The following is a 20,206-nucleotide window of genomic DNA, read 5'->3' on the forward strand; positions in this document are numbered from 1 at the left end:
GTTTCATATCACGTACAAAAACAAGATACTCTTTTTTTATTTTTTAATGCTATATTTAACGTATGACAATATTTAATATCGACACTGTAATTGTATCCTAAAAATAGAATACCAATACATAATAATTTTTTTATTAGTTCTTATACAAGTTATGAATAATTCTTTCCTATAATGTATATCACTTTTCTTTTGATACCCATAAAACAATTCGTCTATTTTGATGTAGCCTAAATAGACACTAGCAGATCATTGAAAAATCTAGATGTGATTTTTTTGAAGAAAAAATTGGACAGAAACCATTATTACCTACGTAACAATTTTACTTATTAAAAATACCTGTCAAGACAATTCTTGCCAGGTATTTTTAATACTAACAACTGCTTTTAATATACTCAGTAAACTGAAGGTTAGTATATCCACAGTAAAATCATTATATTTAAAAAATAATAGTTCTTAAATTTGGTGTGATAGAGAAATCATCTCAATTAACCCTTGAGCAGCTTCACTACCTTTATTTCCTGCCTTCGTGCCTGCTCTTTCAATTGCTTGCTCAATAGTTTCTGTGGTTAATACACCGAACATCACTGGAATATTGGACTCTAAGTTAATATGTGCGACCCCTTTGGCTACCTCATTGGAAACTAATTCGTAATGAGTAGTTGCACCTCTGATAACTGTCCCCAACGTGATCAATCCATCATAACTCTCCTTTTTGCTGAGTTTTTTAGTAATAAAGGGGATTTCAAAAGCTCCCGGTACCCAATAAATATCGATTTGCTCTTCTTTCACACCATGTCTTTTTAAATTGTCCAATGCGCCTTGTAACAATTTTTGATTGATAAATTCATTAAATCGCGCGACTACTATTCCTATTCGAAGATCCTTTGTCGAATAATTTCCCTCATAAATCGTCATGTCTTTACTCCTTTTTTATACTGATAAGTAATGATTGAACTTATCTTTTTTTGTTTTTAAATAGGCTTGGTTTTCCTTTTGCGGAGTGGTTTCAATTGGCACTCTTTCTACAATCGTAATTCCACTTTGTTGTAATTCTGTTACTTTATCGGGATTGTTTGTTAGTAACCGAACAGAAGTTGCACCAATTGTTTTTAATATATCTGCTGCAAAATGATAATCCCGTTCATCTGGAGCAAAGCCCAATTCAATATTTGCTTCATACGTATCAAATCCTTGTTCCTGCAATTGATAAGCTTTTAACTTATTTTTCAACCCAATTCCACGACCTTCTTGACGAAGATAAAGAATAGCTCCAGTCCCCTCTTTTGCAATCATTCTCATTGCTTCATGCAACTGTTCACCACAATCGCAACGATGAGAACCAAAGACATCACCGGTTAAACATTCTGAATGAACACGGACCAATGTAGGCGACTGATTATTTTGAATATCTCCTTTTGTTAGCAATAAATGCTCCAGTTTGTCTCCATCTTCATAAATAGTCAATTTGAAATCACCATAATCTGTCGGTAAATTTACTGTTATATGACTACTTTCTTCTAAAAAATTGACCAACTCATCAATAGTGATCAAGGGTAATTGCCATTCTTCAGATAAACGTGTCAGATCTTTCATCCTTGCCATGGTCCCGTCTTCTTTCAGGATCTCACAAATATAAGCGGCCTCTAGACTATTCGCTAATTTGGCTAAATCAATTGCAGCCTCGGTGTGTCCTCGACGTACAAGCGTTCCACCCTCTACACTAATCAAAGGAAAAATATGTCCCGGTCTAAGAAAATCATTTGATTTCGAGTGAGGATCAGCCAATGCTTTAATGGAAGTAGCTCGATCAAATGCTGAAATACCAGTCTCCGTATGTTTATGATCCACACTAATCGTAAAAGCTGTACCAAACGCATCAGTATTATGAGTTGTCATTTCTCCTAAAGATAAGTGGTGCGCAATGTTCTTAGATATTGGTGCACAGATTAATCCTCGACCAAATTTGGTCATGAAATTAACCGACTCTGGTGTCACATATTCGGCTAAACCAACCAAATCCCCTTCTGATTCTCTATCTTCATCATCAGCTACAATGATTAGTCCACCCTTTTTCAAAGTATTTATTGCTTCATTAATATTACTCATAGTAAGTCCTTCTCCTTGTACATCTCAAATTTATTACTCTGTGCCTTTACATATTTTCCAACGATATCCGTTTCTATGTTCACAAGATGTCCTACACCTAAATTCCCCAGATTTGTCAAAGATTTGGAATGTGGAATCAGACTAACTGAAAAGCTTGCTGTTGTTGTATTCGTAACTGTTAAACTTACTCCATTAATTGCAATTGATCCTTGTGGAATGATCTCGCCTGCATATTTGGTTGGATACGCGAATGTCAAAACTAATGCGTTTTGATTCTCTACTTTCTTGATCAACCTTGTAACAGTATCAATATGTCCTGCAACAAAATGACCTTCAAAGCGTTGCGTTATGGAAACTGCTCGTTCTAAATTTACCCTATCTCCAACTTTTATGGTGGAGATAGTGGTACGTTTAAAGGTTTCAGGCATTATTTCAGCTTTAAAAACAGTACTTGAGACCTCAATAGCCGTTAAACATACCCCATTGACTGCCATACTATCACCAATTTTATAATCACGTAGGACACTGTTGGAAGCTTGAAAAGTGAGTTGGATCATTTGTTGGTTTCGTCTAATTTCTTTGACTATTCCTTGTTCAATGATTAATCCTGTGAACATCGCTTTCGTTTCCCCCTAACTCGAATGTCTTCTCCAAGCTGTTCAACTTCCAAAAATTCCAATTGTTGGTCTTTAGAATCTAAACGTTCACTATGAAAGGACATCGGACTTTTTCCACCAAAAAGTTTGGGTGCAATATAACTGATGACTTCATCCCAGAGATTTTCTGCTAAAAAAGCATCATGGATTTTCGCTCCACCTTCAATATATAACGACTGAACACCTTTCTTTCTCATGATCTCAATAAAGAATGCAAAAGAAAACTTAGGTGTATAAAAAATGGTTACATGGGGAAATCGTTCCTTTAGCCTAGAATTTTCCGTAAATATCCAGACCGGACTTGTTCTCGTTTGAAAAAGATCGAGTTTAGGACTTTTAATGATACGTCCTCTACGATCCAAAACAATGCGTACTGGTGGGAAGATCGTTGCGGCATCAGGTAATAAACGAGGGTTATCAACTAGAACAGTTTCGCTCCCCACCACGATTCCTTGATATTCTCCTCGCTCTTTGCGTACTCTTGAGATTGCCTCTTGACCTGTTATTGAGTATCGAGAATCTTTCTTTATAGAAATTTTCCCATCTAGTGTAACGGCTTGTTTTAATGTGATGTAAGGACGATCCATTTCAAAAAAATGGTTATAAAAAGGATTCAGTGCTCTACATTTCTCTTCTTCTACTCCTACAATTACTTTGATTCCATGCTTTTGTAAAAATTTTCTGCCTTTTCCTGCTACTAAAGGATTTGGATCAAGTTGGCCTATGACTACCGTTGTAATACCAGACTGAACAATGGCTTGCGTACAAGGTGGCTGCTTTCCTTGGTGGTTACAAGGTTCTAAAGTAACATATAAAGTTGAATCAAACAGTTCTTCGGGGGAACTACAATTTTGCATAGCATTTATTTCAGCGTGAGTTTCGCCATAATGTAAATGCGCACCTAGTGAGATTAGCTTTCCTTCTTTGACAATCGCCGCTCCAACTAATGGATTGGTAAAGGTCTTTCCCTTTCCTTTTCTTGCCTCTTCAATTGCAGCTAACATGAAAGACTGGTGCATATCAATTCCCCCTTTCAACAAAAAATGCCCTGTGAAATTAATCACAGGGCATAACTAAATAAACCTAAAGATAATCGATTTTAATACAAATAAAACCGATCTTCAGTCGATTTTTCTTCTCCCATCCAGACTTTAACTGTCGGTGCCAGATTTTCACTGGCTCAACCACAAAAATGTAGTTCACGGACTTCGAGTAAACTCGTCACCGTCGGTCGGGAATTACACCCTGCCCCGAAGAAATATTCAATTCGTTTAGAGTATATTCTTAAAGCTCATATGTGTCAACCTAAAAAAAACATAAAATTTAAATGTAGGTCGGATGTCAACATTTAATTGGTGTGAATTGTGTGAATAGAATACCGTAATATGTCTATAAAATGGGCACTAATAAAACATTAAAAAAATTTTCCGACCTATGATTAAGGTTCGTTTTAAATAATCAAGAAGAACAGGTAAAAATTTTGAGAGTTGTTTCTTTTCCTGTCTCATTAATCAATCAAAATGAACAATTGGAATAAAATTATTGCAAGTAGGCATTTTTAGTCATTCCCTTTTCGACAAAAACAAAAAGCAGTCAAATCAAAGGCGTAAAAACCTTGATATGACTGCTTTTATCGTATGCCAGCTATAGGGATCGAACCTACGACCTACGCGTTACGAGTGCGTTGCTCTACCAACTGAGCTAAGCTGGCGTTTCCAAATGAAATTATAGTCGTTATGTTAGAAAATGTAAAGAGTAATCTGGAAGTTTTTTCTGCTTTCATGATTTTTTTCAACAAATGTGCTATAATTATAAATGAAAGGCAGGTTTTATGAAAATGGCAACTTTTGGAAAATTTGAGACAAAGGTCGAACCGTCAGAATTTGGAGAAAAATTTACCACTGATACACATGTTACCTTTATGCTTCATGGAAAAACGCAAACCGGAACGATTTCCAAGCAATTGAAAAATTCTGCTGTTGTTGCAATTGATGAAACGAACGAGAATGCCGATTTGATGACCCAAAGTAAAGGTGTCATCATTATCAATTACAAAGATATGCATAAGATTTAGTTTTTCAACCATCCAGCAATTGGATGGTTTTTATTATATAAATGACAAAAAAATCTGGGAGGAATCCCAGATTTTTCTTGTCATTGATTTCTCTTATTTAGTGCCAAACAAACGGTCGCCAGCATCGCCTAAACCAGGAACGATGTAACCTTTGTCGTTTAATTTTTCATCTAATGAAGCAGTATAGATATCAATATCTGGATGTGCTTCTTGCAAGGCTTTAACACCTTCTGGAGCTGCAACAAGGCACACAAATTTGATGTTTGAAGCGCCGCGTGCTTTCAAGGCATCGATTGCCATGATCGCTGAGCCACCTGTCGCTAACATTGGGTCAACTACGAATAATTGGCGTGCATCAATATCTTCTGGCAATTTAACAAAATATTCATGAGGTGCCAATGTTTCTTCGTCTCTGTATAATCCGATATGACCGACTTTAGCCGCTGGGATCAATTCTAAGATTCCGTCAACCATTCCAATACCTGCGCGCAAGATTGGGATAATGGCTACTTTTTTACCAGACAATGTTTTTTGTGTTGTTTCTGTGATTGGTGTTTCGATGACGATATCTTCAAGTGGCATATCACGTGATACTTCATATGCCATCAGCATAGCGATTTCATCAACAACCTCACGGAAAACTTTTGTACCACAATTTTTGTCGCGAATAATCGTTAATTTGTGTTGGATCAATGGATGGTCGATTACTTGAAATTTGCCCATTTTTTTGTCTCCTTTTTCTCTCGTTTCTTTTTAATTGTAAAACAAAATCACTGGCTTGACTAGTATTACCCGTCATTTTTCTAAAGAAAATCGAAGAAATAAAAAAACAAAGGCGTGTTCTTTTAAAAATCACCAATAAATAACAGAAACGCCTGAAAATCAGACGTTTTTTGTTATTTTTTTATTTTATTACTGGATAAAGATGACAAAAAAACAACTATTTTTTTAGCCATTCTGTCGAAAGAGTCATCGCTGCTCGTGTCGCATTTGTTTGATCCATCGCATTCACCATGACAAAATCATGGATGATACCTTGGAAACGTGCTTGTGTCACATCAACACCTGCTTCACGAAGTTTTCTAGCATATGCTTCTCCTTCATCTCTTAACACGTCTGCTTCTCCTGTCAAGATCATTGCAGGTGGTAGCCCTGTTAGTTCTTCTTTACTTGCACGTAAAGGAGAGGCTGTGATTTCTGCTCGTTTCTCTTCGTCTGTCGTATATTGATCCCAGAACCATTGCATTCCTTCTTTTGTTAAGAAATAATTTTCTGCAAATTCGTTATAAGAATCGGTATCAAAATTCGCATCAGTTACTGGATAGTATAATAATTGTTTTTTGATTGGTAATCCTTGACGTTGCTTTGCAAGAATCGTCATTACTGTTGCCATATTCCCACCAACGGAATCGCCTGCGACTGTCAGGTTCTCAAGATCCAAGCCTTTCGACTCAGCGAGCTCCGCAAGTTTTTGTAAAATAGCGTAGTTTTGTTCAATGGCAATCGGATATTTTGCTTCTGGTGATCGACTGTACTCAGGAAAAACCACGATCGAGTTCGTTCGAACAGCCAATTCTCGAATCAATTTATCATGTGTCTTGGCACTGCCAAATACCCAACCAGCGCCGTGTATATAAAATATGACAGGTAATTTTTCAACATTTCCTTCAGGACGGATAAAGCGCACATTGATTTGTCCCCATTCATTGGTATCGATTTTCAAATCTTCGATATCCACAGGTAATTTTTCCACAGAGGAGCCTTGAACTTCTTCTAGAAGATCACGTCCTTCTTCTGGAGGTAACTCATAGATTCGCGGGTGCGGTGCATTAGCATCACTAAACTCAATTGCTTCTTTTTCTAATGAAATTCGATCAGTCATACGGATTCCTCCCTAAATTGAATGCAACAAATAAAATTACACCTCATATACTAGAGAGCAACCAAACAAAAGTCAAAAAATCAGATTGAAGAGGTTGTGAAAGAAGCGATCAACACCAAGGCATAAGACAGAAAAAAAGGTGAGCCAATCGAACATCTGCATGTTTGATCGACTCACCTTTTCTGATTTCTAACATCTTTATTGTTTGATACGATTTATTTTTTATATAAAGGGAATTTCTCTGTTAATTCACGTACGCTTGTACGGACTTCTGCTAATTGAGCTTCGTCATCTTTTGCTTGTAGGGCTTTGACGATCAACTCAGCAACTTTTGCTGCATCTTCTTCACGGAAGCCACGAGTAGTGATGGCTGGTGTTCCGATACGGATACCACTTGTTTTGAATGGGCTAAGTGTTTCAAACGGAATCGAGTTTTTATTGACAGTGATATGGACACTATCCAAAATAGCTTCTGCTTCTTTTCCGTTCAATTCTAAGTCACGTACATCGATCAAAATCAAATGGTTATCTGTAGCACCTGAGATCACGCGTGTACCGATCGATTGATTGAATACTTTTGCCATCGCTTTTGCATTAGCAATGATTTGTTCGCTGTATTCTTTAAAATCGGGAGTCAATGCTTCTTTGAATGCGGCTGCTTTTCCGGCAATCACATGTTCCAAAGGTCCACCTTGGATTCCTGGGAAAACGGCACTATTGATTTTTTTCGCTAATTCTTCATCGTTAGTCAAAATCATCCCGCCACGAGGTCCTCGTAATGTTTTATGTGTAGTCGTTGTTGTGATATCTGCGTAAGGGATCGGGCTTGGATGCACGCCAGCTGCCACTAGACCTGCAATATGTGCCATATCGACCATCAATTTTGCTCCGACTTCATCGGCGATTTCTCTGAACTTTTCAAAATCGATCGTTCGGCCATATGCACTTGCTCCTGCTACGATCAGCTTGGGTTGGTGTTTTCTAGCTAAGATACGTACAACGTTGTAGTCAATGACTTCTGTTGTTGGATCTACGCCATAAGCCACGAAGTTATAGGTTTTTCCGCTAAAATTGACAGGAGAACCATGTGTCAAATGTCCACCAGCTGAAAGATCCATTCCGAGGATCGTATCTCCTGGTTCAACTAGAGCAAGGTATGCCGCTGTATTGGCTTGTGAGCCAGAATGTGGTTGGACGTTGACAAATTTCGCATCAAATAATTCTTTTGCGCGATCGATTGCCAGATTCTCAACGATATCCACAAATTCACAGCCACCATAATAGCGACGACCTGGATAACCTTCTGCGTACTTATTCGTCAAAATACTTCCTTGTGCCGCCATCACAGCTTCAGAGACAAAGTTTTCAGAAGCGATCAGTTCCAGATTATATTCTTGTCTTTCCTCTTCTTTTGCGATTGCCGCCCATAGATCAGGGTCAAACGTTTTGTAGTCTACCACAAACAACAACTCCTTTTCATTATGTGTCAACATCTCTAAATTTCAAATGAATGTTCAGTATATTTGACTTTTTTTGATGCTAACCTGTGCTTACTAGTTAAGAATACGAACATTAATTCTCAAATAGCAATTTTAGTTTGTTTCCTAGATTGTATCATAGAATGATTTTGCAGCAATCACTTCTGGATCATTTTTTAAAATAATTTTGTCCTGCGGCTTTTTTCAGCCGATTCATATACGCAATTCCTAGACCTTCTTCAGGTGCGACTTGCACTAAAATCAAATCAAGTGCTAATCGCTCATCGTCCAAGCCACGTAATCCTGCAAATAGTCCTTTTGTGGCAGCTTCTACTGAATCATCGTAATACATGTAAATTGCTGCGACATCTTTACGGACTTTCTCAGCAATCATCGGTCCAGCTAAAACTCCTGTACGTAATCCTTGTTCTTTTGTCCAGGCAATCGCCTCTGACCAATCCTCTTCTTCGACCATCAATACTCGTGTATCTGGTGAGTAATGTTTGTATTTCATTCCAGGAGATTTTGGCGTTTCTGATTCTTTTACTAAATGCCGATCTGTTGCGACTGGACTCTTGACTACTGCTTCTAGCTGTTCTTTCGTGATCGCTCCTGGTCGTAAGATCATTGGTGGTGCAGATGGATCACTTAAATCGATCACTGTCGATTCCACACCGATTCTTGTTGCCCCGTCGTCAATGATTCCTGTGATTTTTCCGTTTAGATCATGAAAGACATGGTCTGCTGTGGTCGGACTTGGTTTCCCTGAAGTATTGGCACTTGGACCTACAAGTGGTACACCTGCTAATTGGATCAATTCTAATGTTTTTTTGTTATCTGGCATACGAAATGCAGCTGTGGATAACCCTCCTGTGACAATCCCCGGTAAACCCCCTTTTTTGATTTGAAAGATCAAAGTCAGTGGTCCTGGCCAGAAGTTTTTCACAATTTGCTCTGTTAGTGGGTGAAAGTTGTCCACAAACTCTTTTACTTGTTCAAACGAAGCCACATGGACGATCAATGGGTTGTCTTGTGGCCGACCTTTCACTGTAAATACTTGCTTGACCGCTTCTGGTAAAAGAGCATTAGCGCCTAGTCCATAGACAGTTTCCGTTGGAAAAGCGACTAGATTTCCTGCTGCTAATTCCTTGGCAGCTTCATTCAGTTGTGTTTCATCATATTTTCTTGTTTCCACAGTCTATCCACATCCTCTTTTTTCAAAATCCTTGTTTTATCCCATTTCTTCTTCTAGTTATACACAAATTGTTGATAACTAGTTTGTCAATAGTGGATAAGTATGTTGATAACTAAAATATTCGTTTTCATCCTTATCAAATCAGTGTTTTTTTATTATAAAAAAACAGAAAAAAATTTTTTCATCCACAAATCAATCAGTGACAAAAATCATGCGATCATTGCCTGACAGATCTTTTTTGATCCGTACTTTTTTTGTAGGAAAGGCTTGTTGCATGATTTCTTTGACTGCTTCTCCTTGTTGGAAACCGATCTCTAAAAATAGTTGTCCATCACTGGCTAAGACTTGTGCAGCTTCCTGTGCGATTTTTTGATAGATCGCTAAACCTTCTTCTTCAGCAAATAATGCCATCTTGGGTTCAAAGGTTCGCACGCTTTCATCCATCACTGCCCATTCCGAGTGACTGATGTATGGGGGATTTGAAATGATGACATCAAAGGTTTGATCCATGACAGGTTCTAACGTATTGCCATGATAAAAATCGATGGTCGTTTGTTCATTTTCTGCATTTTCCTTCGCTACAGCTAGTGCTTCTAAAGATAAGTCAATGGCTGAGACGTGCCAGTTCTTTCTTGCGGCTTTTAAACTGATTGCGATTGCTCCTGTCCCTGTACCGATATCTACTACATTTAATGTTTTTTCACTTGTTTCAGCTAAACAAAGTGCAACTAATTCTTCCGTTTCTGGTCGAGGGATCAAGGTTGCTTCCGTGACTTTCAAGCGGTGATCGAAAAATTCAGCATAACCTAATAAATAGTGAGGCGGATAATGTTGCGCTAGTCGTTTCATATCTGCATCGATCATAGCTTGATCCTCGGTTGTGATTGGTTCATTCATCCGCATGAGCCAATCAAGCTTTGTCCACTGCTTTCTTTCGAGAAAGACAAATTGGATATTATAGCCTTCCACGCCTTGTTCTTCTAAAAAAGAAGAAGCCCGTGTGAGGACTTCTCGATAGGTTTTATCCATTTTGCATCTCTTCCAACTTAGATGTTTGATCATACACGATCAATGCGTCAACGATCTCATCTAGTTTTCCAGCTAAAATCTGATCTAATTTTTGGATCGTCAAACCAATACGATGGTCTGTCACACGATTTTGCGGGAAATTATAGGTACGGATACGCTCTGAACGATCGCCAGTTCCTACCGCAGATTTACGATTCGCATCATATTCGCTTTGCGCTTCTTGTTGGATTTTATCATAGACGCGCGCACGTAAGACTTTCATCGCTTTCTCACGGTTTTTCAATTGTGAACGTTCATCTTGCATCGCTACCACGATCCCTGTTGGCAAGTGTGTCAAACGTACCGCAGATGCTGTTTTGTTGACGTGCTGTCCACCAGCTCCAGAAGCATGGTAAATATCGATACGGATATCTTTGTCCGCCAATTCGATTTCTACTTCTTCTGCTTCAGGCATGACCACGACTGTCGCTGTTGATGTATGGATCCGTCCTTGAGATTCTGTTGAAGGTACGCGTTGGACACGATGTGCGCCACTTTCATATTTTAATTTCGAGTAAACATTCTCACCTGAGATCATCATGATGACTTCTTTGTAGCCACCGATCCCTGTAACACTTGCTTCTAAAACTTCTGTTTTCCAGCCTTGTCCTTCCGCATATCGTTGATACATCGAGAATAGATCGCCAGCAAATAGTGCAGCTTCGTCTCCTCCAGCAGCTCCTCGAATCTCCATGATGATGTTTTTATCATCGTTTGGATCTTTTGGTAATAATAAAATCTTGATTTTTTCTTCTAGCTCTTCTTTTTCTTTTTTCAAATCAGCTAATTCTTCTTTAGCCATTTCTGCCATTTCGTCGTCTAACTTTTCACCAAGTAGTTCTTCCGTATCTTTGATACCTTGAACAACTTCTTTGTAACGACGATAGACTTCAACCGTTTCACGTGTGTTTGCTTCTTCTTTTGACAGCTGCATGAAACGTTTCGTATCTGAAATCACTTCTGGGTCACTCAGTAGTTCCCCAAGCTCTTCGTAACGGTCTTCGATTGATTGTAATTGATCGTACATGCTTAATCTCCTTCTGTGATCATCAATGGATGAAAATAGTGTTTCCGACATACTGGATAGTAGGCTTCATTTCCGCCGATTTGGACTTGGTCGCCTTCGTATACCGGTGTTCCGTCTATATAGTGTAAATTCATCATTGCTTTTTTATGGCAGAACCAGCAGATCGTTTTCATTTCTTCAATTTTGTCTGCATAAAGCAATAAATACTTCGATCCTTCAAATAATTCATTTCTAAAATCATTTTTTAATCCGAATGCCATCACCGGAATATTTAGTTCATCAACGATTCTCGTGAATGCTAAGACATGTCCTTTTGTTAAGAACTGCGCTTCATCGATCAACACACAGTATGGTGGATGTTCCATCTGTTGGATGACTTTAAATACATCGGTCGTTTCAAAAATAGGGATTGCTTCACGTTTCAGGCCGATTCTGCTTGAAACTACGCCAACGCCATCTCTCGTATCGATTCCGCTGGTCATCAAAACAACCGGTTTATTTTGTTCCTCATAATTATGTGCAACTTTTAAAATCTCGATTGTCTTGCCGCTGTTCATTGCGCCATACTTAAAAAATAGTTGTGCCATGTCCTCATTCACCTTCCAGTTTGTTCCTATGGTATTATACTTGATTTTAAATCATTTTTACAGTGAGAATTTTTGAAAGGGATTTTCTATGGAAGAAATAGCCAAATTTATATTATAGAAAAAGAACTCAGACGCGATTCTTTTGGTATAATCGAATGAAAAATAAAGGAGGACACTTATGTCCGAAATATTCCACCAAATGGCGAACCACTATGATACCCCCGAACGAATCCAATTAGCAGCCACGATTCGTTCAGCGATTGAAAAAGAATTTTCTGAACAGACTCATGACCAGAAATTGATCGATTACGGTGGAGGAACTGGTCTCGTCACGTTACCTCTTGCCTCATGTTTTAAAGAACTGATCATCATTGATTCAGCCGCAGGAATGTTGGCAATGGCTGACAAAAAAATCAAAGAGACAAATCAAGCAAATGTGCGAACGGTCGAAGTGGATGCCACAATGGAGTTACCGGAAGAGAAAGCCGATATCCTTCTACTATCTTTAGTCTTGTTGCATATTCCAGAAACGAATGTCATTTTAAAACAGCTTTTTCACATGCTTCAGCCAAGTGGAAAACTTTATATCGTTGACTTCGATAAGAACGAAAACATCCAACATCCAAAAGTCCATAATGGCTTTGACCATGAGGAGTTGAGCGAACAATTAAAACTCGCTGGATTCAACTCAATTTCTATCCAAACATTCCATCACGGAAAAAAACTGTTTATGAAACAAGATGCTTCTTTGTTTTTAGCAATAGCTAACAAAGAATAGGGATTTTTTATTCAGAGGAAAAATCGAAATATCTAAACAATACTCAAAAAGCCGAAAATAATTTCTTATATTTTCGGCTTTTTGCGTATTTATATATACATTCCTAAGTTGAATGTTGTCATCGCGAGGATCAACTAGTCTGACGATTCTGTTGAAGAATCTGTGGACGCATCGGTTGAATTTCCGCTTGTTGATGGTTCTGTCATTAACCCGCTTAATACATTTTTGAAATCTTCATCCTTGATTTTAACATTTGCTTTTTTCAATTCATTACGCACAACTTCTTGTACGAATGTTGGATCTGCTATTTTTGTCTCTGTTGCTATTTTTTCTAGTTCTTCTTTATATTTCGACATATCATTGCCTTTTTCTTGTTGCTTGACCATTTTCACTAGATAATATTCCGTTGCATTCGTAGAGGAATTGACTGCGGTGATGACATCAGACACTTCCTCATTTTTAAGCTTGAATGCCGCTTGTTTGACTTCCGTCGGCACACTTGTGGACTGCGAATCAAAGGTGATGGTGCCACCATTTTCTTTTGTCGCTTCATCCGTCGATTTTTCTTTCGCTATTTTCGCAAAGTCGCCACCATCATCAAGTGATTTTTTGATTTCCTTGGCGTCATCTTCACTCGTTACTTTGATCAATTGCGCCTCTACTTCTGGGTGGAAGGATTCCCAGGCTGTTTTAAGATCTTCATCAGTCAAATCGACATTTGCTCGTAGACCTGCTTTATAAGCTAATCCTTTTTTTATTTCTTCTTTATAAGTTTCAGTCGTATATCCGGCTAATTTCAATTGAGAATCAAAGGAATCACCGAGTGCTTCTTTACTATCGTTGTATTCTTTTTCCACATCTTCAGCTGAAACTTTGTCGCCATAATTTTCTTCAAAAATTTGGAAAATGATCAAATTTTGGACGGCTGTTTCTGCACCATTTATTTTTTTCAATTGGTCGACCAATTCTTGTTCTGAGATCGTACCCCCTTTATAGGTCACTGCGGCTTGATTTGTCGAATTTGGTGTACATGCAGAAAATAAAACTAATCCTGATGATACGGCTAATACTGAAATAAATTTTTTCATGCGGTCACTCCTATTAACTATTTATAATTACATTGATTCTTTTATTACTTTATATGTAATTTTTGAACAAAATTTGAAGATGAGTCAATCTTATCGAAATTTTAAAATCAGTGTGCATACTAAAAAGAGCGTGGACAAACATCTGAGGGTTATCAATGCCCTAGTCGTTCGTTCCACGCTCTTCTAAATTTTTTTAAATAATGTTGATTCTATTCAATGGCCAATAACGGAAAACGACTTTTCCTTGGATCAAGTCTTCATCGACTAACCCAAACATACGGCTATCTTTTGAAATCAAGCGATTGTCCCCAAGTACCAAGTATTGTCCTTCAGGAACAGTGAATTCGAAATCACTAGTGAATGTTTCAGAATTTTCAGCTTGAGATTGAAAGGCTGAATTATACGAATATTCATCTTGCAGTTTATCTTCTGAAAATTCTTTTTTGTACTCATCTAAATAAGGTTCATCTTGCTTTTCCCCATTGATGTATAGCTGATCATTTTCCATTTTTACCGTATCGCCTGGCATACCAATGATTCGTTTCACGATCATCCGTTCTTCGTCCCCAGGTTCTTTTGTTGTAATGATATCCCAACGATCAAGATCTGAAATTTTTGATGAAATCAAACGTTGTCCGTCATGTAATGTGGGATCCATTGAGTGACCACTGACTGTGACTGGTGTAAAGACATAGACTCTTGCCAAGATGATGGCTGCTAACACAACGATGAGGATGCCCCAATTTTTCAAAAAGTTTTTCACTCTGTACCTCCTATTTAATCAAAGATTCATATGTTATTTTTATTTACTTGTTAACTATTCTCTATTTTACAGTTTTTATCAATTAAAAGAAAGAATAAGTATCAGCTCATGTATCGATAATGAGCCTAGTATTGTGAAAGCAGTGTGCTTTACCCTGTATTCTCCGTACAAGAGCTGAATAAACGTTCATGGGGCGAATCCCAAACTATATCTTAGCTTTTTTTCTTCGTTGGCTTCGACTATAAGTGACTTCACCTTCTTGTTCTTGTGGTTGATTTTTCTTGATGATCAACTTCAAACGATAAGGCTCGTGGTATCTAAGACCATCTTTGACGAAATCACCACCCGCAATGAACAAGCCAACTGGCTCAATATGATCTTCTGGAGAGTCGACCTTGATCGTTCCGACTTTTTCCATGCTGGAATAATTACGACCGATACTTAACTGATAGGTTTTGTCAGAGACTTTTTTCACGTAATAATACGGATAAAGTGTATTTCTATCGATCAAAAATCCGTCCATCCGTCCAAGTTCATTGACACTGATTTCCCCTTTTTCAATCAAATAGTGCATATTCTCTGCTAACTTCAATTGGTAGTCTTCATCAAATAGAACATTTGCTTTTTCCGTGTTGACTTTGTCGATGCTTCCGTTATTCCCACGAACGGTTTCCCCTTCGATATTGAACGCTTCATCGGGTAGATACTTCACGATCACTTGGGTCACATCGGCTTTTGAGTTTTTATCAAAAAAGTAATAAAACACATTTAAAACGGTGAAGTATAAAAGTGCTAAAAAGCCTAATCCATATAAAAAGAATTGCAAATAGTTTTGCTTTTGCCATAACCCGTAAACAATTCGTAAAAGATAGACGGTTGGAATCACACTTAATACAGTATAGCCTCGGTTCAAATATTTAGGACTGATATCTAAATAGCCTAAAAACTTGTGTATCCCATTGATGATATCTAATATAAACGTCATTCTTCGTCACCTGCCTGTTGATTATACATCTGTGTTTCAGCTGAATTTTCTGTAGGTGTATTATTTTCATTCATGTTGCCTTCACTTGGTGTAGAAGAGCTTGGCGTTGTGCTACTTGGTGTTGTTTCACTTGGTGTCGTCTGTGAATCGATATCATTTTCTTCTTGGCTTTGAGGTATCGAGTCGGTTGTATAGCTTGAATCACCCTCGTTGACCGAACTTTCCGGTATTGAGTGTTGATTATATGTTGAATTAGTTGTTTCTTGTTCGACCGTCGTCGGTGTTGTTTCCACCGTATCAGTCGTTTGTCCTACTCCTTCATTTGTGGAAGTCGTGGTAGTCTCTGTCGTCGAACGGCTTGGCGCACGATAGCTAGAACTATTAACGATGCCTGTCGTGGTAGCAACAATCGTCGAAATCGTCAATACAGCGATCGGCTTTAATATAGGTGCTACTTTCCGCATATTCTCTCATCCTTTTTTCTTGTTGCCCTTAAAGTCCTGATTTTCTGGCAAAAGTTTATTTTTTCTCACAGTTCTTCTTTAGTTTTACCATAAATTTCTTATTTTTTTCTTATTTTTTCATGAAACTTTTGTGTAGATTTACTCGCTGAGCTTTTTAAAAGTGATTAGACCACTTTTTATTTGTTGATAACTCTCATTATATCACTGATTGCCTTCGAAGTTTTCTAGCAAAATCCTCTTCATTACAAGCGACTTTTCCAATAACTAACATTCTGGTAAATTTTAGTTTTATTATTTCTTTGTGTATTTATTTTAATGTCGGTATACTGGAAGAAACACTTAACAAGGAGGATCGAATTTGTGCAATTGAATCTTTTTTTTCGAAAATGGCGAAGGCGGAGCGAAAGATACGCTTCTAGTCACTTTTCTTCTATCCAAATCATCGTATTTTATTATATTTTAATGACATTGATTTCTTTGGGCTTGTTTTACGTCCCATTTTTTCGAAACCCAGATAGTCACGTTCCATTTATCGATATGCTTTTTATGGCGATCAGTACGATCAGTGTAACGGGGCTTTCAACATTTGACATCCATGCGATTTTTAACAATAACGGTATTATTTTACTTGAGGTCTTGTTTCAGGTAGGCGGTCTCGGGATCATGATGATCTCAACAGCATTTATTATCTTTTCTAAACGTCGGATCACGTTACGTCAGAGACAATTGATCATGACAGATATGAACCAACCACGCTTGTCTGGTATCGTTCGTTTGATTCGGATCACTTTTGTCATACTGCTTTGGTTCCAGTTACTATTTGGTGCCTTGTTCTCAGTCTATTTTTATCTGCGAGGTTATTTTGATCATTGGCATGAGGCTGTTTTCCATGGATTTTATCAAGCCATTTCTGCAGTCACCAATTCCGGTTTTGACATCACTGGCGATTCGATCAAACCCTTTGAACATGACTACCCTTTTTTATTTATGATCATGTTTCTGATTTTTATTGGTGGGATCGGTTTTCCAGTATTGATGGAATTTAGAGAATGGCTTTTGTATCGAAAAACAAAAGCGAAGATTCCTTTTCGGTTTTCCTTATTTACGAAGCTTGCGGTGTTGGCTTTTGTCATCTTATTCGTAAGTGGGACTGTCTTGATTTATTTACTTGAAAAAAATCATCTGTTCCAAGATTTGCATCCGAGTGTCCAGTGGATCAATTCCATGTTTTATTCCATGACAACTCGAAATGCCGGTTTACAGATCCATGATCTCGGTGACTTCCAAATCACTACATTGATCGTCTTTTCTTTATTGATGTTTATTGGTTGTAGTCCGAGTTCTGTCGGCGGGGGTATCCGAACGACGACGGTAGCGATCATTGGTTTGTATCTTTACTCGTTTTTGAAAAGTGAAGACAATATCAATATTTTTGGTCGCCGAATCGATGAAGATGATGTCCGAAAATCAGTGGTCGTCTTTATGCTTTCCTTAGGGATGTGCTTTTTCTGTATCCTCTTTCTCTCCGCTACGGAGAAGCAACCGCTCATCTCGATTATCGTGGAGGTCACTTCTGCTTTTGGAACAACTGGACTTTCACTAGGTATCACCGGTGATCTATCGCCACTCGGTAAAATCACGATCGGTGCTTTGATGTTCATTGGGCGTATCGGTATGTTGTACACACTAATGTTATTTGTACCAAAAGAAACACGAGATTTAGGTTATGAATATCCGACCGAGAAAATCATTATCGGTTAAGCAAACCTATGATTCGTCCGGAAAAAACGATGGTAAGAAGCAAGGAAGCGATGATTATTCGTTTTCTCGCTTCTTTCTTTTTTGTTTTGCTAACAATATAAAGTTTTGTAAAATAAGACAAAGCAATTTAACCTTTTTTTCAACATATGGTATGATTAGTTGAATTTATTAGTAATTATGACGTTTTGGAGGTTACATAATGGGAATACGCAGTCAGTTTGCGATTGCAGTTGGTAAAACCGCACAATGGGGACTAAAAACATTCTTCAAGGGAGGATCAAGCTTACCCGGTAAACTTGCTTTATCGATCGATCCTCACATTTTAGATACATTAGCAAAAGACTATCAAGTTGTTGTCGTAACCGGAACAAACGGCAAAACGTTGACAACCGCTTTGACGGTCAATATTTTACGACAACAATTTGATGAAGTCTTGACGAATCCTACTGGTGCAAATATGGTCCAAGGAATCGTTTCAACTTTTTTACAAGCAAAAGCTGGAAAAGGGAAAAAGAAATTTGCAGTATTAGAGATCGATGAAGCCAGTCTAAGTAGAGTGACTGAATACATCAAACCTGAGCTATTCTTGTTCACAAACATTTTCCGTGACCAAATGGATCGTTACGGTGAAATCTATACTACTTATAAAATGATCGTTGATGGTGCGGCAAAATCACCAGAGGCGACGATCATCAGTAATGGCGATTCACCGATCTTCAATTCAGTTGAGACAGTCAATCCTAGAAAATATTATGGATTTGATCACGAAGAAGACCGCGAACAGATGGCGCACTACAATACAGATGGCGTGTTATGTCCAAAATGTCATCATATCTTGCATTACAAAATGATCACTTATGCAAACTTAGGTAAATACTACTGTCCAAATTGTGATTTCAAACGTCCAGAACTGGATTATCGTTTGACAGAAATGAAACGCATGGACAATAAATCAGCTGATTTCGTCATCGACGGCAACGAATATGGCATCGAAGTTGGTGGGATGTACAATGTCTATAATGCTTTAGCGGCTACAGCGGTTGCTGAATATTATGGGGTCGTTCCAGAAAAAATCAGACAAGGCTTAGGCTACGATGAAAAAGTATTTGGTCGTCAAGAAGTGATCCAGATCGGCGGCAAATCTTGCACATTAGTCCTTGTCAAAAATCCTGTAGGGATCAACCAAGTCATCGATATGATGGGACATGCGCCTTATCCATTCTCATTAGTCGCCCTACTAAATGCGAACTACGCAGATGGGATCGATGTGAGCTGGATCTGGGACGGTGAATTCGAACGTTTTGCAGAGATGGAGATTCCTGCTGTGATTGCTGGTGGTGATCGCCACACCGATATGGCACTACGTTTGAAAGTAGCTGGTATCGCAGAAGACAGATTGACACAATCAAAAGAATTGACGGAAGTCATTGAAAAAATCAAACAACTACCGACAGACCATGTCTACATCTTAGCGACATATACAGCCGTTTTACAATTACGAAAAGAATTAGCGAGTCAAGGCTTTATCAAAGGAGGCATGAATCGTGGCTAACTATGAATTACGTATTGCCCATCTCTATGGGAATCTGATGAATACTTACGGCGACAACGGGAATCTATTGATGCTCCAATATATCGCCAAAAAAATGGGCGTCACTTCTCACACCGAGATCGTCAGCATCCATGAACCCTTTGAGGCAGACAAATATGATTTAGTGTTCTTTGGGGGTGGTCAAGACTTTGAGCAAATGATCATCTCAAAAGATATTCAAGAAAAGAAAGAATCATTGATCAACTATATTGAAAATGATGGTGTGATCCTTGCCATTTGTGGCGGTTATCAACTTCTTGGCCATTATTATATGGGCGCAAACGGCGAAAAAATCCAAGGAATCAGTGCGTTGGATCATTATACGTTGAGCCAAGAGAATAATCGCTTTATCGGTGACATCGTGATCCACAACGAAGAATTCAACGAAACTTATTATGGATTTGAAAATCATAATGGTCGAACATTTCTTGGTGAAGGCGAACGCCCACTTGGAAAAATCGTCAAAGGTCAAGGCAATAATGGCGAAGATCAATCAGAAGGTGTCATTTACCGCAACGTTTTCGGCTCCTATTTCCATGGTCCGATCTTAGCCCGCAATGAGCATTTAGCAGAACGTCTGGTTCGCTTAGCGTTAGAGAATCGTTATGGAAAAGAACTTGATCTACCAACCGTTGCCGCAGCCCCGATCAAATGATTAGGTGCTGAATGATCAACTGGAAAAAATAAAACAGCTAAAAACCTC

The 20,206-nt window shown here is 38.3% G+C and carries 20 protein-coding genes, 1 tRNA gene and 1 riboswitch; of the genes, 5 read left to right on the forward strand and 16 right to left on the reverse strand.

Features of this window, described 5'->3' with window-relative positions:
- Positions 1-453 precede the first annotated feature (453 nt).
- The 5 genes from ribE to JZO83_RS05075 all read right to left on the reverse strand — a co-directional run bounded on the left by ribE (position 454) and on the right by JZO83_RS05075 (position 4,473).
- The gene (gene ribE, locus JZO83_RS05055; RefSeq protein ID WP_207115126.1) at positions 454-915 is read right to left on the reverse strand and encodes a 6,7-dimethyl-8-ribityllumazine synthase; all 462 of its coding nucleotides are present in this window, start codon (positions 913-915) and stop codon (positions 454-456) included.
- Between the two features lie 15 nt (positions 916-930).
- A complete protein-coding gene (gene ribA / locus JZO83_RS05060) occupies positions 931-2,106 on the reverse strand; it encodes a GTP cyclohydrolase II (protein WP_207115127.1) in 1,176 nt (391 codons plus the stop codon).
- Positions 2,103-2,723 carry a riboflavin synthase gene (locus JZO83_RS05065; protein ID WP_207115128.1) on the reverse strand — a complete coding sequence of 207 codons (621 nt, stop codon included), beginning with the start codon at positions 2,721-2,723 and terminating at the stop codon, positions 2,103-2,105. Before JZO83_RS05065 ends, ribA begins: the two co-directional genes overlap by 4 nt.
- Positions 2,708-3,781: a bifunctional diaminohydroxyphosphoribosylaminopyrimidine deaminase/5-amino-6-(5-phosphoribosylamino)uracil reductase RibD gene (ribD, locus tag JZO83_RS05070; protein WP_207115152.1), complete on the reverse strand. Its 1,074-nt coding sequence runs from the start codon at positions 3,779-3,781 to the stop codon at positions 2,708-2,710. Before ribD ends, JZO83_RS05065 begins: the two co-directional genes overlap by 16 nt.
- Before the next feature lie 109 nt (positions 3,782-3,890).
- Positions 3,891-4,024, reverse strand: a riboswitch (FMN riboswitch).
- Positions 4,025-4,400: 376 nt separating this feature from the next.
- Positions 4,401-4,473 (reverse strand) — tRNA-Thr (locus JZO83_RS05075).
- Between the two features lie 120 nt (positions 4,474-4,593).
- Here JZO83_RS05075 and JZO83_RS05080 point away from each other — a divergent pair.
- Positions 4,594-4,836 carry a hypothetical protein gene (locus tag JZO83_RS05080; RefSeq protein ID WP_206855304.1) on the forward strand — a complete coding sequence of 81 codons (243 nt, stop codon included), beginning with the start codon at positions 4,594-4,596 and terminating at the stop codon, positions 4,834-4,836.
- 93 nt (positions 4,837-4,929) lie between these two features.
- On the opposite strand, the gene upp is transcribed toward JZO83_RS05080, so the two are convergent.
- The 7 genes from upp to JZO83_RS05115 all read right to left on the reverse strand — a co-directional run bounded on the left by upp (position 4,930) and on the right by JZO83_RS05115 (position 12,073).
- Positions 4,930-5,559: a uracil phosphoribosyltransferase gene (upp, locus tag JZO83_RS05085; RefSeq protein WP_010736621.1), complete on the reverse strand. Its 630-nt coding sequence runs from the start codon at positions 5,557-5,559 to the stop codon at positions 4,930-4,932.
- A 217-nt stretch (positions 5,560-5,776) separates the two neighbouring features.
- On the reverse strand, positions 5,777-6,718 hold the full coding sequence (locus tag JZO83_RS05090) for an alpha/beta hydrolase (RefSeq protein WP_207115129.1): 942 nt from the start codon (positions 6,716-6,718) through the stop codon (positions 5,777-5,779).
- A gap of 215 nt (positions 6,719-6,933) precedes the next feature.
- On the reverse strand, positions 6,934-8,178 hold the full coding sequence (glyA, locus tag JZO83_RS05095) for a serine hydroxymethyltransferase (protein ID WP_206855301.1): 1,245 nt from the start codon (positions 8,176-8,178) through the stop codon (positions 6,934-6,936).
- A 187-nt stretch (positions 8,179-8,365) separates the two neighbouring features.
- Positions 8,366-9,391 carry an L-threonylcarbamoyladenylate synthase gene (locus JZO83_RS05100; RefSeq protein WP_207115130.1) on the reverse strand — a complete coding sequence of 342 codons (1,026 nt, stop codon included), beginning with the start codon at positions 9,389-9,391 and terminating at the stop codon, positions 8,366-8,368.
- Between the two features lie 192 nt (positions 9,392-9,583).
- Positions 9,584-10,420: a peptide chain release factor N(5)-glutamine methyltransferase gene (gene prmC, locus JZO83_RS05105; RefSeq protein ID WP_207115131.1), complete on the reverse strand. Its 837-nt coding sequence runs from the start codon at positions 10,418-10,420 to the stop codon at positions 9,584-9,586.
- The gene (prfA, locus tag JZO83_RS05110) at positions 10,413-11,486 is read right to left on the reverse strand and encodes a peptide chain release factor 1 (RefSeq protein ID WP_206855294.1); all 1,074 of its coding nucleotides are present in this window, start codon (positions 11,484-11,486) and stop codon (positions 10,413-10,415) included. The genes prmC and prfA overlap by 8 nt, the downstream gene beginning before the upstream one ends.
- A 2-nt stretch (positions 11,487-11,488) precedes the next feature.
- A complete protein-coding gene (locus tag JZO83_RS05115) occupies positions 11,489-12,073 on the reverse strand; it encodes a thymidine kinase (RefSeq protein ID WP_207115132.1) in 585 nt (194 codons plus the stop codon).
- A 178-nt stretch (positions 12,074-12,251) separates the two neighbouring features.
- On the opposite strand from JZO83_RS05115, the gene JZO83_RS05120 reads away from it, so the two are divergent.
- Positions 12,252-12,851, forward strand: coding sequence for a class I SAM-dependent methyltransferase (locus JZO83_RS05120; protein ID WP_207115133.1), 600 nt, complete (start codon positions 12,252-12,254; stop codon positions 12,849-12,851).
- 134 nt (positions 12,852-12,985) lie between these two features.
- Here the strand turns inward: JZO83_RS05120 and JZO83_RS05125 are convergent, their stop codons facing one another.
- The 4 genes from JZO83_RS05125 to JZO83_RS05140 all read right to left on the reverse strand — a co-directional run bounded on the left by JZO83_RS05125 (position 12,986) and on the right by JZO83_RS05140 (position 16,151).
- On the reverse strand, positions 12,986-13,939 hold the full coding sequence (locus tag JZO83_RS05125) for a peptidylprolyl isomerase (RefSeq protein ID WP_207115134.1): 954 nt from the start codon (positions 13,937-13,939) through the stop codon (positions 12,986-12,988).
- Between the two features lie 193 nt (positions 13,940-14,132).
- Positions 14,133-14,702: a signal peptidase I gene (lepB, locus tag JZO83_RS05130; RefSeq protein WP_206855288.1), complete on the reverse strand. Its 570-nt coding sequence runs from the start codon at positions 14,700-14,702 to the stop codon at positions 14,133-14,135.
- 205 nt (positions 14,703-14,907) lie between these two features.
- Positions 14,908-15,687, reverse strand: a complete 780-nt coding sequence (locus JZO83_RS05135; protein ID WP_207115135.1) for a DUF6681 family protein — start codon at positions 15,685-15,687, stop codon at positions 14,908-14,910.
- Positions 15,684-16,151: a hypothetical protein gene (locus tag JZO83_RS05140; protein WP_206855284.1), complete on the reverse strand. Its 468-nt coding sequence runs from the start codon at positions 16,149-16,151 to the stop codon at positions 15,684-15,686. Before JZO83_RS05140 ends, JZO83_RS05135 begins: the two co-directional genes overlap by 4 nt.
- A 360-nt stretch (positions 16,152-16,511) precedes the next feature.
- On the opposite strand from JZO83_RS05140, the gene JZO83_RS05145 reads away from it, so the two are divergent.
- From JZO83_RS05145 to JZO83_RS05155, 3 genes are all read left to right on the forward strand, one after another.
- Entirely contained in the window at positions 16,512-17,912 is a 1,401-nt protein-coding gene (locus tag JZO83_RS05145; protein WP_206855281.1) for a TrkH family potassium uptake protein, read from the forward strand.
- 199 nt (positions 17,913-18,111) lie between these two features.
- Positions 18,112-19,464 carry a Mur ligase family protein gene (locus JZO83_RS05150; protein ID WP_207115136.1) on the forward strand — a complete coding sequence of 451 codons (1,353 nt, stop codon included), beginning with the start codon at positions 18,112-18,114 and terminating at the stop codon, positions 19,462-19,464.
- On the forward strand, positions 19,457-20,158 hold the full coding sequence (locus JZO83_RS05155; RefSeq protein ID WP_206855277.1) for a type 1 glutamine amidotransferase: 702 nt from the start codon (positions 19,457-19,459) through the stop codon (positions 20,156-20,158). The genes JZO83_RS05150 and JZO83_RS05155 overlap by 8 nt, the downstream gene beginning before the upstream one ends.
- Positions 20,159-20,206 lie beyond the last annotated feature (48 nt).

The sequence above is a fragment of the Enterococcus sp. DIV1298c genome (genome assembly GCF_017316315.1).
Taxonomy (GTDB): Bacteria; Bacillota; Bacilli; order Lactobacillales; family Enterococcaceae; genus Enterococcus_B; species Enterococcus_B mangumiae.